The 12311-nt window shown below is 36.1% G+C and carries 13 protein-coding genes; 9 read left to right on the plus strand and 4 right to left on the minus strand.

The window, feature by feature from the left end; all coding sequences use genetic code 11:
* The 6 genes from CYP54_RS08495 to CYP54_RS08525 form a co-directional block, all read left to right on the plus strand.
* Nucleotides 1-690 (plus strand): helix-turn-helix domain-containing protein (locus CYP54_RS08495; protein ID WP_103604923.1); only part of this gene is annotated, 690 nt, incomplete at its 5' end.
* Between the two features lie 53 nt (nucleotides 691-743).
* Nucleotides 744-1790, plus strand: a complete 1047-nt coding sequence (gene hemW / locus CYP54_RS08500; protein WP_103604924.1) for a radical SAM family heme chaperone HemW — start codon at nucleotides 744-746, stop codon at nucleotides 1788-1790.
* Nucleotides 1791-1857: 67 nt separating this feature from the next.
* Nucleotides 1858-2256, plus strand: coding sequence for a Sec-independent protein translocase protein TatB (gene tatB / locus CYP54_RS08510; RefSeq protein ID WP_084042117.1), 399 nt, complete (start codon nucleotides 1858-1860; stop codon nucleotides 2254-2256).
* Nucleotides 2256-3014, plus strand: a complete 759-nt coding sequence (gene tatC, locus CYP54_RS08515; RefSeq protein WP_072594579.1) for a twin-arginine translocase subunit TatC — start codon at nucleotides 2256-2258, stop codon at nucleotides 3012-3014. Before tatB ends, tatC begins: the two co-directional genes overlap by 1 nt.
* Nucleotides 3007-4029 (plus strand): tRNA preQ1(34) S-adenosylmethionine ribosyltransferase-isomerase QueA, encoded by a 1023-nt coding sequence (gene queA / locus CYP54_RS08520; RefSeq protein ID WP_103604925.1) that lies wholly within the window; start codon nucleotides 3007-3009, stop codon nucleotides 4027-4029. Before tatC ends, queA begins: the two co-directional genes overlap by 8 nt.
* Nucleotides 4026-4826, plus strand: a complete 801-nt coding sequence (locus CYP54_RS08525) for a hypothetical protein (RefSeq protein ID WP_103604926.1) — start codon at nucleotides 4026-4028, stop codon at nucleotides 4824-4826. Before queA ends, CYP54_RS08525 begins: the two co-directional genes overlap by 4 nt.
* 15 nt (nucleotides 4827-4841) lie before the next feature.
* Here CYP54_RS08525 and ruvX read toward each other — a convergent pair whose 3' ends face one another.
* The 4 genes from ruvX to ilvC are packed head-to-tail and all read right to left on the minus strand — an operon-like array spanning nucleotide 4842 to nucleotide 8406.
* The gene (gene ruvX, locus CYP54_RS08530) at nucleotides 4842-5225 is read right to left on the minus strand and encodes a Holliday junction resolvase RuvX (RefSeq protein WP_103604927.1); all 384 of its coding nucleotides are present in this window, start codon (nucleotides 5223-5225) and stop codon (nucleotides 4842-4844) included.
* The gene (locus CYP54_RS08535; protein WP_103604928.1) at nucleotides 5222-5992 is read right to left on the minus strand and encodes a DNA-processing protein DprA; all 771 of its coding nucleotides are present in this window, start codon (nucleotides 5990-5992) and stop codon (nucleotides 5222-5224) included. Before CYP54_RS08535 ends, ruvX begins: the two co-directional genes overlap by 4 nt.
* A complete protein-coding gene (locus tag CYP54_RS08540; protein ID WP_103604929.1) occupies nucleotides 5989-7380 on the minus strand; it encodes a divergent polysaccharide deacetylase family protein in 1392 nt (463 codons plus the stop codon). The genes CYP54_RS08535 and CYP54_RS08540 overlap by 4 nt, the downstream gene beginning before the upstream one ends.
* Nucleotides 7381-7383: 3 nt before the next feature.
* Nucleotides 7384-8406: a ketol-acid reductoisomerase gene (ilvC, locus tag CYP54_RS08545; protein ID WP_103604930.1), complete on the minus strand. Its 1023-nt coding sequence runs from the start codon at nucleotides 8404-8406 to the stop codon at nucleotides 7384-7386.
* 142 nt (nucleotides 8407-8548) lie between these two features.
* On the opposite strand from ilvC, the gene CYP54_RS08550 reads away from it, so the two are divergent.
* Genes CYP54_RS08550 through holA form a run of 3 tightly spaced genes read left to right on the plus strand, consistent with a single transcriptional unit; the run spans nucleotide 8549 to nucleotide 12274 of the window.
* Nucleotides 8549-9367: an HDOD domain-containing protein gene (locus CYP54_RS08550; protein ID WP_021091523.1), complete on the plus strand. Its 819-nt coding sequence runs from the start codon at nucleotides 8549-8551 to the stop codon at nucleotides 9365-9367.
* Entirely contained in the window at nucleotides 9364-11283 is a 1920-nt protein-coding gene (locus CYP54_RS08555; protein ID WP_103604931.1) for an RNB domain-containing ribonuclease, read from the plus strand. The genes CYP54_RS08550 and CYP54_RS08555 overlap by 4 nt, the downstream gene beginning before the upstream one ends.
* Complete coding sequence (gene holA, locus CYP54_RS08560) at nucleotides 11276-12274, plus strand: DNA polymerase III subunit delta (protein WP_103604932.1); 999 nt, start codon at nucleotides 11276-11278, stop codon at nucleotides 12272-12274. The genes CYP54_RS08555 and holA overlap by 8 nt, the downstream gene beginning before the upstream one ends.
* Nucleotides 12275-12311 lie beyond the last annotated feature (37 nt).

Here is a 12311-nt window from a genome sequence, read left to right on the forward strand (position 1 = left end):
CTTTGCTTTAAGCTTGATAGAAAAGAGTATATTTTAAATAAAGATGAATTTTGCATTGGGCTTGTTAATGACGATTTTAAAGGTATCTTTGAGTATCAAAATAAATTTTATAAGACAAAAACACTACTTTTTGACGAAAGTTATGCAAATAAGCTTGAGATATTTGCTGGACTTAGATTTGATGATAAATTTGAGCTTTTGAAATATAAAAAAAATTTAGCTCAAATTTGCGTTTTAAACGAACTTGAGACGACAAATTTATATGAAGGCGCAATGAGAGAAATTTTTACTGAGTCAAAAATTTTAGAGCTTATTTATAAAAGTAAAATACGAAAAGAGAGCGAAATTTCACTTAGTAGAGATGAAGAAAAGACTCTTTTAAAGGCTAAAACGATCTTGCTAAGTCGTATGCAAAATCCTCCAAGCATCAAAGAGCTAGCCCATCTTTGTGGCACAAATGACTTTTGGCTAAAGAAAAATTTTAAGCTATTTTTCAAAGATACGATCTATCAGCTCTTAGCAAAAGAGCGTTTAAAGCTTGCTTTTACTCTTTTGGAGCAAAATGATATCAGCATAAAAGAAGCCGCAAATATCGTAGGTTATGCAAATACTGCACATTTTGCAAAAATTTTTAAGATAAATTTTGGCTTTTTACCAAACAAACTCTTAAAGACCAAAAGCTACTTTTAAACTGCTCTAAATGCCAAATTTTTTATAATCCTAAAAATTTAAAAGAGAGAAATTTGCAAGTTTATATCCATGTGCCATTTTGCGAAAGCAAGTGTCCTTATTGTGCTTTTGGCTCAAGTGATGACGAATTTAATAAGACTAAAGCTTATTTTCAAGCGCTAGTTCTTGATCTAAATTTTCAGCTAAAAAGCCAAAATGTAAGAGAAATTTCAAGCGTATTTTTTGGTGGAGGCACACCAAGTGCTGTAAATGCTAAATTTTATGATGAAATTTTTAGCATTTTAGTGCCCCTTTGTACACCAACAACCGAGATCACTCTCGAGGCAAATCCAAACTCAGCAAGCCTTGCTTGGCTAAAGCATGTAAAAAATTTAGGTGCAAATCGCATAAGCTTTGGTACTCAAAGTTTTTTTGAAGATAAGCTTAAATTTCTTGGTCGCATTCACAGTAGGGAGCAAATTTTTAAAGCTGTAGAAAATGCTGGAAAAGCTGGCTTTGAGAGTATAAATTTAGACCTCATCTACGACACTAAATTTGATACCAAAAAACGTCTTTTAGCTGAAGTGGCAAATTTAAAAGATCTTAATATCACTCACCTTAGCGCATACTCGCTCACACTTGAAGAAAACACCCCATTTGCTGGCAAAAAAAGCTATAAAAAGGATAGCGATAGCCTGGCTAAATTTATGATAGAGCAGATCGAGCGAGCTGGTTTTAAGCAGTATGAAATTTCAAATTTTGGTCAAATTTGCAAGCACAATCTTGGCTACTGGCAAGGTAAAAACTACCTTGGCGTAGGGGCTTTTAGTGTGGGTTTTGTAGATGGCACCAGATACTACGCCAAAACTAACATAGATGCCTACATAGCCAAACCAACATATAGAGAAAAGGAAATTTTAAACGAGAGTGAGCTAGCAAGAGAGCATATATTCTTGGGGCTTAGAAGCATAGTCGGAGTAGATGCTACTCGCTTAAATAAGTCACAACTAAGCAGAGCAAATTTGCTTGTGGAAAATAAAAAACTTGATATTGAAAACGGTAAATTTTATAATCCAAATTTCTTATTAAGCGACGAAATTGCACTCTTTATCGAAGGGTGAATTTATAAAATTTTGAGCAAAGTCAAGATAAAATACAAAGCTTAAATAAAATTTAATAGAGGCAAAAATGTTTGGAATGAGTTTTTCTGAAATCTTAGTTATCGCCATTATTGCAGTGTTAGTTTTAGGTCCTGACAAGCTGCCAAGCGCGATGGTTCAGATTGCAAAATTTCTAAAAATGTTTAAAAAAGGCATAAACGACGCAAAATCAACATTTGATCAAGAAATGAAGATAGCTGAGCTAAAAGAAGATGCCCAAAAATATAAAGAAAGCATAACTAAAAGCACGCAGAATGTGCGCAAAAAGCTTACTTTTGAAGAGCTTGACGAGATCAAGAAAAGCGCAAGCGACGTCACTGAAAGCATACAAAACGTCGTAAGCGACACGAAAAAAACGGTAGAAAATATACAAAATCCAACAAATTTAGTTAAAGATGCGATCTTAAACGATAAAAAAGAGGCGTAATGTTTGAAGAGCTAAGACCCCATTTAATCGAACTTAGAAAGAGACTTTTTATAAGCATAGTAAGCGTTTTTGTCTGTTTTGGCATCTGCTTTACGTTTTGGAACCCACTGCTTGCATGGATGAGCGAACCACTAAAACAGGTATTGCCAGCTGGCTCAAATATCATATTTACTCAAATTCAAGAGCCATTTTTTACAGCAATGAAGGTTGCATTTTTTGCTGGTGTCGTGATCGCGCTACCTATCATTTTTTGGCAGTTTTGGTTATTTGTCGCTCCTGGACTTTATGACAATGAAAAAAAATATGTGATCCCATTTGTAATCTCAGCTTCATTTATGTTTGCGTGCGGGGCGGCGTTTTGTTACTACGTGGTGATTCCACTTGGCTTTGCATTTTTGGTAAATTTTGGTGGCCAGCTCTTTACGGCACTACCAAGCATTGGCGAGTATGTTGGCTTTTTTGCAAAACTACTAATTGGCTTTGGAATTTCATTTGAGCTACCAGTCATTACATTTTTCTTAGCAAAGATCGGACTTGTCGATGACAAGATGCTAAAAGATTACTTCAGATACGCTGTTGTTATTATCTTTATCTTTGCAGCTATCGTTACACCACCTGATGTGATAAGTCAAGTCTTAATGGCACTACCACTCATCGGACTTTATGGAATTTCAATAATCGTCGCCAAAAGAGCTAACAAGAGCGACAATGAAGACGAAAAAGAAGAACAAGACAGCGACGTAGCAAGCGATGAGTAATATAAACGACGTCTCAAGTTATGATTATTTTTTGCCAGAAGAGCTCATCGCAAAAGAGCCAGTTTTGCCAAAAGAAGAGGCAAGATTGCTTGTCTATTTTAAAAATACAAAAGAGATAAAACACTACAAATTTAAAGATCTCTCCAACCTCATCCCAGAGGACGCAGCGGTCATTTTTAATAACACAAAAGTTATCAAAGCTCGCATTTTAGGACAAAAAGAAAGCGGCGGGGCTTGCGAAGTAATGCTAAATCAGCCCATAGGCGAAAATAAATTTAGCGTCTATATAAGAGGTAAAGTAAGCTCTGGTAGCATTTTAAATTTTCCTGATAATCTAAAAGTAAATGTGCTTGAGCTAAATGACGATGGCACAAGAGTGGTAAATTTTACGCAAAATGGCGTTTTGCTTGATAATGTTCACCTTTTTAGTGAGCTTGAAAAGATTGGTCATGTTCCACTTCCACCATACATTAAAAGGGCTGATACAAAGGATGACGAGAGCTGGTATCAAAGTATATTTGCTAAAAATAGTGGCGCGGTAGCAGCTCCGACAGCTAGCCTTCACATAAGTGAACAAATGCTAGAGCAGATAAAGGCAAAGCATGAAGTCGCCTACATTACGCTTCATGTTGGCGCTGGGACATTTAAAGGCGTAGAGTGCCAAAATATAAATGACCACAAAATGCACTCAGAATTTTACGAGCTAAGCGAGCAAGCTCAAGAGATTATAAATTCTAATAAACCAATCCTTGGCGTTGGTACGACGGTTACTAGATGTGTTGAAGAATTTGCAAGAAGCAAGCAAGCAAGCGGCTTTTGTAAGTTATTTTTAAACCTAAATAATAAGCCTATCAGGCAAAACTACCTTCTTACAAATTTTCATCTACCAAAATCGACTCTAATAATGCTAGTTACTAGCTTCATAGGGCTTGAAGAGACGATGAGGATTTATAAAACGGCAGTTGATGAAAAGTATAGATTTTACTCATACGGCGACGGGATGTTGATAATATGAAAGATAAGCCTATCGATATCATAAATAGAATGGAAATTTTTCTTAGTACCATATACCAAGACGCACAAGATACTAAAAATTCCATCATTTTTAGTTACGATCCAAGTTATCCAAGGCTTTTAAAATTTGATGCCACAAATCTCATAAAAACACTTGAAAATATTTGCAAATTTTTCCTTTACTCTACCGAATATGCAGACATTTACATTCTCTTTCAACTTAAAAATTATAGTCCCAAATCTGTACATTTTGACATTAAAATAAAATCTAGCCATAGCGTAATGAGGCCAAGCCACTACTATCTCAGCAAGATAAATGACTATCTAAAAAAAGCAAATGAATCTATGATCTCTCATAATGATGGAGAATTTTTAATATCTTTTAGCGCGGCACTAACAGGCGATAGAGCCATCCAAAAACAAATAAATATCAAAAATCAAACAAATACAAATATCTTAGTCGCTTGCGATGATGATGCTTTGTTCGACACCATTAGTGCTCAGATAAATTTTTTAGGTCTAAAGGTTATCGGCAAAAACGACATTAGCAATCTAATGAGACATATAAAAGATTCTATTTTTACCCCATTTGTTATTTTTATCGATAGTAAAATTTTAAAAAATGAAGCGATGTTAGAAGATATACTTGAGTTTAAAAATATTAAAAATTTTCGTATTGTAGCCATTTGTAAAAGCGATGAGTCAGCTAACGATCTGCCAAATCATGTCACGGTATTAAAGCAGCCTTTTAGCACAGATAGCTTTCAACTAGCTTTTAAAAATTCGCTTGAGAAATAGACCGATTTTTACTTTTTAATTTATCCTAAGATATCTTTTTAAAATAATAGTGGCTGAAATGCTATCTAGCCTACCATTTCGCTTTGTATTTGTGTAAATTTCACTAGCTTCGCTGCTGCTAAAGGCCTCATCTTGATAGACAATATTTGCCTTTACATCAAGAAGTGAGACAAAATGCTCGATGCGCCTTCTCATCTCATCTTCGCTACTACCGCCGATTGGCACACCTACCACTAGCGTATCTGGGGCATATTCATTTACCTTTTGGCTCACATCTCTTGCGGCTTGATTTCTATTTTTTCTAAGCACTGGCTCAAGCGGGGTCACGATCTCGCCAAAACCAAAGGCAAGTCCTATTCGCTTTAGCCCAACATCAATAGCCATAAATTTCTCTCTCATAGCACGCTCTTTACTCTTAGATTTGAAATTTCAACCAACCCTTCAAGCTCGTACTCATAGATGATATCGCCAAATTTTGCCAAAACTTCATCAAGACTTACGCCATTTTTACAAAATTTTAAGATCTCGTTACTAGTTTTTTCTTGCTCTTTTATCTCACCAAAAATTAAAGCAAATTTATGATAGTCATCGATAAGCTCGGCTTTTTTATTTGCAAGCAAAAAATTTGTCCCATCGCTTTCACCCATGCGTTGTGGCAACACATAAACTGGAATTTTAAGCTCATTTGCAAGCCTTGCACTTTGCATCGAGCCACTTTTAAGATCAGCTTGCGCGACGACTAGAGCTTCACAAAGCCCCACAACTATGCGGTTTCGCTCTAAAAATCTATAAGCAAGTGGCGGCTCACCTTCATCATACTCACTAAGAGCCAAGGCTTTGGTGTAAATTTCATTTATCGCCGCTTTATTTTGGCTTGGATAGATAGTATCAAGTCCGCTCGCAAAAATGCCAATCGTTCGTGGCATAGCAGCTTTATGAGCTACGATATCAACACCGATTGCTCCACCACTTACCATGCAGACGTTTGCACTTTTTAGTGCTGTACAAAGTGCCGTAACGCACTCTTTTGTATAAACACTTGCCTTTCTTGAGCCAACAACTGCGATCTTTGGTAAAGATAAAAGTGAAGTATCTCCGATAAAATTTAGCTGTTTTGGTGGATTTTTTAGTCTTTTTAACGGCTCTGGGATAAAATCAAGTCTCATAAAATATCTTTTAAATAAACCACATCAACATCTTTTAAAAGATTATTTTTGCTCTCTTTTATCACCGCGATCGTATTTTTCTTTGGATGTCCAATGGCGATCGCATAGCCTCTTTTTTTAGCCAAATTTACAGCAGCCACAAGCTCACGCCTAACAGCACTAGCCGATGGATCGTCGTCTAAAAATATATCTCTTGAAATGTATGGCTGATTATGTTTTTTTGCGGCTCTTGCTACTGCGGTTTGCGCGATAGTTTTGCTATCAACAAAGACAAAGCCCTGCTCTATCAGCGCCCTATATGCCTTATCCATAGCGTCAAAATCGCTTGTAAAGCGCGATCCTGTGTGGTTGTTTGTGTATTTTGCACGTGGGAAGTCTTTGCGTATCTTTTTTATCTTTTCATGTATGCTCTCAAAACTCTCGTTGATCGTAAGAGTTCCTATCTCTGGGCTATCAAAGTGTTTTGCTTGCATCGGAAGATGTATCATATAAAACTCAAATGTTCTTGCGATATTTGGCGTATCTGGATGAGTCTTTGTCGCTGGAAAAATAGACGGCGTGATTTTTAAGCCAAGCGACTTTATCATACTCGCATGTTCAAATGTCGCCACATCGTCTATTATGATGATGAGCTTTGCGCGCCCTTTTATGCTGGCATTTGGCGTAAAAGGTACCGCTTCAAAGCTATCTTTTTTTATATTCTTTTCTTCGTATTTTGTTTTTTCTATCTTTTTAGTGGTTAAATTTTCAGCTTTTTTAGCTGGCTCGACTTTTATGTTCTCGCTTTTAAATTTCTCTTTTTTTTCTATTTCAGTACTTTTATTTTGATCGACTTTTACTTCAAAATTTTGAGGTTTTAACTCGATTTTTTGTTCGACTTTTGAGCTATAAAATGGCTCTATCTTTTGTTCATTTTCTATTACGCTAGGTTCTGTATTTTTATAACTTGCGAGTAAATTTTTAGTATCGTTTTGCTCTTTTTTTATCTCTTCTTTTTTGGCTTCACTCTTTACTTCAGCTATCTTTTTTTGCTCTTTTGGCTCAACTTTTGAATTTAAAGCAAGCTCACTTTTATGCTTAGGATCGGTAAAAATTTTACTTAAATTTTCATCTTCATCAAATTTTAGAGGGTATTTTCTCTTTTCGTATTCTTGTTTTTTCTCTTTACTAGCAACCTTTGGCTCAGCTTTTTTAGAAATTTGCTTCTCTATCTTTGGCTCATTTGCTTTGCTTATCTGTTCTGCACCATTATTTTTTATACTAAGAGCTACGCTAAGTGCTATTATCAAAATAGCCGCGATAATGCCGATACCAAGATAGGTTTTATTGTGAGAGCGACCTGCACTCTTTTTTGTAGGTCGCTTCTTTGTAGTCTTTTTTTCGCTCAAGGCTTAGTTTTTATTTTGATCTATAAGTTTGCCGTTAGTTATCCAAGGCATCATTGCGCGAAGTTTTTTGCCAGTTTGATTTAGCAAACTTCTCTCAGCTATACCGCGTTCAGCGTTCATTCTAACGTAACCCGCTTTTCTCTCAAGTATGAAGTCTTTTGCAAATTTGCCATTTTGAATCTCTTTTAAAACTTCCTTCATAGCTTTTCTGCTCTCTTCGCCAATCACTCTTACACCGCTTACGTAATCACCATATTCAGCTGTATTTGAGATAGAGTAACGCATATCAGCCATGCCGCCTTGATACATTAGATCAACGATTAGTTTTAGCTCGTGCAAGCATTCAAAATAGGCCATCTCAGGCTCATATCCAGCCTCTACAAGCGTATCAAAGCCAGCATTTACTAGAGCGCAAAGACCACCGCAAAGCACAGCTTGCTCACCAAATAAATCTGTTTCAGTTTCATCTTTAAATGTTGTCTCAATGATACCAGTTCTACCGCCACCTATACCGCAAGCATAGCTTAGAGCGATCTCTTTTGCCTTTCCGCTTGCATTTTGCTCAACAGCGATAAGATCAGGTATACCACCACCTCTTACAAATTCGCTTCTAACTGTGTGTCCTGGAGCTTTTGGAGCGATCATGATGACATCTATATTTGCTGGAGCTTTGATTTGACCAAAATGAACGTTAAAACCATGCCCAAATGCGATAGCAGCATGATCTTTTAAATTTGGTTCAATCTCATTTTTATAAATTTCTGCTTGAAGCTCATCTGGAGTTAAAATCATAACCACATCAGCGCCTTTTGTAGCTTCGCTTACGGTTTTTACCTCAAAGCCTTTTGCTTCAGCTTTTGCCCAGCTTTTGCCACCTTTTGAAAGACCGATCACAACGCTTACACCGTTATCTCTTAAATTTTCAGCATGTGCATGACCTTGTGAACCAAAGCCGATGATTGCTACTTTTTTACTTTGAATAAGGCTTAAATCGCAGTCTTTATCATAATAAACATTTATAGCCATTGTTACTCCTATTATTAAAATTTGGCAAAATTATAACTTTAGCCAGCAAAAATTCGGCTGAAATATACAGAAACTCTTTTTAAGTTTTATGATAATTTATTTTGATAAAATACGCTGAAATTTCAAAAAAAGAGATAACTCAATGAATGAATCAGTTTTTAAAAAAATCAAAGCACTTCCACCATTAGATGACACAGTTATACAAATTCAACGCTTACATGCGGACGAAAACAGCTCAATAAGTGATCTTACAAAAGTGGTCGAAAAGGATCCGATGCTAACAGCAAATATCTTGCGTTCAGCAAACTCTCCACTTTATGGGTTTTCTCAAGAGATCACAACCATTGCAAGAGCTATTTCTCTTTTTGGTATGGCTACTATTCGAGGTTTTGCACTTTCAAGTACGATTAAAAAGAGCTTTTCTATAAATTTAGAGCCTTATGGCATTACTACACAAGATTTTTTAAATATCTCGATAATACAAAATGCACTGATGTACAATTGGCATTCTAAAGTTAATCCTAAAAGTCTAGAAATTCTCTCTCCAGCTTCATTTATGCTTGAGATTGGCAAGATAGTTCTTGCTCACGAATTAGCCGAAAATAAGCAAGACGTCGAATTTAGAGAAAAACTTAAAAATATATCTAGCCCAATCGATCTTGCTCTATTTGAAACAGAAATTTTAGATATGTCAAATGAAGAAGTTACGGCTAAAATTTTTGAACAATGGAACCTTGAGACAGAGCTTAGCAGCTCAATACTCTATTCAAATAATCCAGAAGAGGCACCAGATCATATAAAAGATTACGCAAAAGCCCTAAAAGTGATAAAAACAGCTGTAAATATCTTCAATCAACTTGATGATATAAGCATACAAAATACTCTACCCCTTCTTGACGAATACGGCTTTGGACATGATACGTTTTTAATGGCTGTCGCTAAAGTCAAAGATAATTTGTGAAAGAATTTCTAACATCACTACTAGTTGGCATCAAGGAAAAAGAAGTTTCAAACGAAGATAAAGAGATTTTACGAAATCTCTTAAATCTTGGTGCCGTAAGCTCCCATAAAGATAAATTTTACCTAAACAATGGCTACGTCTGCGGCAAGCTAGACATCAGTCAAAACGCAACTGGCTTTATCATGCCATTTGATAAACGCTTCAAGCAAGACATCATCGTAGAAAATAAAAATTTAAACAACTCTCACCTTGGCGATATCGTGTTAGCAAAGCTTTTGCCGCTTAAGAAAAAACGCCAAAGCGCTAAAATAGTAATGAGCCTAAAGCTTGCCAATGAGACAAGTGTGGTCTATACAAAACGCTTTGGAGCGGCCATTTTAGGAGTAAATTTAAAAACTGGACTAAGCACGACCTTAAAAGCGACGCAAAAAAGCCTAAAGATGCTCCCACTTGGGACGCTACTAAAGATAAATAACCTAAACAACGAGATAGTTGAGGTTTTAGGAAATTTAGAAGACCCATTAAGCGATGAGAAAATTTCGCTTGCTATTTATAATAAAAACGATAAATTTAGCGAGGCCTGCGAGCTTGAGGCAAAGGCTTTTGGCGACGAAGTCGATGCTAGCATGTATCCAAATAGAGTTGATCTAAGAAATTTAGAGTTTTGTACGATCGATCCAGTCGATGCCAAAGACTTTGACGATGCCATATATTTTGATGAGAAAAAGCGAGAAATTTATGTCGCAATCGCTGATGTAAGCGAGTATGTGACCGCATATAGCGCCATTGACAGTGAAGCTAAAAAAAGAGGCTTTTCTATCTACTTTCCGCACATTTCAGTGCCGATGTTGCCGCGCGCGCTAAGTGAAAATATCTGTTCACTAAAGCCAGACGTGCCTCGCCTTGCATTTTGTTTTAAAATTTCACTTGATGCAAACAACGAGGTAAAAAAAGAGGAGCTTTTTGAGGCAATCATCCTTTCAAAAAGGCGCTTTAACTACGATGAGATTGATGAAATTTTAGAAGGCAAAAGAGAGTGTGAAATTTCATGGACCAAGCCGCTTTTTAAACTCACCACAAAGCTTCGCAAAAAAAGACTTTTGCACGCATTTGACTTTAGGACAAAAGAGCTTAGAATGAGCCTTGATGAAGAGGGTCAAATTTTACAAACTAGATTTGAAAGTGATTCCGACTCACATAGACTTGTCGAGGACTGCATGCTTTTAGCAAATAAAGCCGCCGCAAAGCTCATCACAAAGGGCGTTTTTAGAAACCACGCTTCGCCTGATTTTAAAAAGATAGATACCTTACTTGAAGATTTGCAACTTTTGGGGCTTGACTTTACCTACGAGAGTGACCTTGCAAATTTGATAAGAAAGATCCAAGCAAAGGCCGATGAACTAGGCAACCGCGAAGAGATAGACAAGCTCATCATCAAGTCTCAAAAAAAGGCTGAATACTCAAGTGAAAATTTAGGCCACTTTGGGCTTGGATTTGATAGATACACACACTTTACAAGTCCTATTAGACGCTATTCTGACCTTATTTTGCACAGACTTTTAAAGGCTAAAATTTCAAAAGATGAGAAGCTTTACAACTTCTTGCTTTTAAACATCCAAAGCACCTGCGCAAATTTAAGCGAGCTTGAAAGAGAAGCTGACAAGGTAGCCTACGACTTTATGGATAGGAAATTTGCACGCTGGGCAACCGCAAACATCGGTAAAGAGGTGCGCTGCTATGTGAGCGAAAACCAAAATGTCTTGGTTGCTAAGCTTGATGATTATTTTGTTGGAGCTAGGATTTTTATAACAGGATACAGCGCAAATTTGCTTCAAAAGCTCGTTGTAAAGATCACAGAGGCCGATATCGCAAGCGCTAAAATTTTTGCAAAAGTGGTAAGAAAGATCGATGTATAGAAAAGATTTGGAGCTGAATTTAGCAAATGCAAATTTAAGCAACTACTTCTTGCTTTTTGGAGCGGACGAGTTTCAGATAGAGCTCTTTGGTAAGGAAATTTTGAGCTTTTACTCAAGCGAAGACGCGAATTTATTAAGCCTTTATTTTGACGAGTACAACTACGCGCAAGCAAGCTCTCACCTAAGCGAGCAGTCACTTTTTGGCGGCAAAAATATCCTTTATATAAAAAGCGATAAAAAGATCCCAGCAAAAGAGCTAAAAGAGCTCATCTCACTTTGCTCAAAAAGCCAAGATAATTACTTTTTATTTGAACTTTATGAGTCCGACATGAAACTAGTTTTTGATACGCAAAAGGCATTTGGGACAAATTTTGCGAGATTTTTCAAGCCTTCAACTCCAGATGAAGCGATAAATTTGCTAGCTAAAAGCGTAGCTAAAATTGGTCTAAACATAACCAAAAACGCACTTTATGAGCTTTACTTTACGCATAATGAAAATTTATACCTTGCAGCAAGCGAGCTAACAAAGCTAAAGAGCCTAAACACACACATCGAACAAGATGATGTAAAAAGGCTGGTTTTTGGACTTGGTGGGATAAATTTTGATGATTTTTTTAACAAATTTATGGCTCTAAAAGATATAAAAAACGACTTTTTTACTTATCTGGAAGATCCAAATTTTAATGAAATTTTACTTTTAAACTCACTTTACAAAGCATTTTTTAGGCTATTTAAAATTTACTCTTATATAAAGATAAATGGTCGCTTAAATTTAGATGAGGCGATTGGTTATCAACCGCCTGTAAATGTTGCAAATTTATTAAAAACAAATAGCTTAAAACTAAATTTAAACGCCTATTTAGAGATATTTAAAACGCTAAATTTAGCCGAGCTAGAGCTAAAAACAAACACAAAAATGGATAAAGAAATTTTTGTATTATCAACCATTTTAAATTTACAATATCTCATATCAACAGCAAATATTAAGTAACTTTAAGCTAAAATCCACCCTTGTTTAAAGCAAAATC

This window comes from Campylobacter concisus, from assembly GCF_002914005.1.
Lineage (GTDB): Bacteria > Campylobacterota > Campylobacteria > Campylobacterales > Campylobacteraceae > Campylobacter_A > Campylobacter_A concisus_N.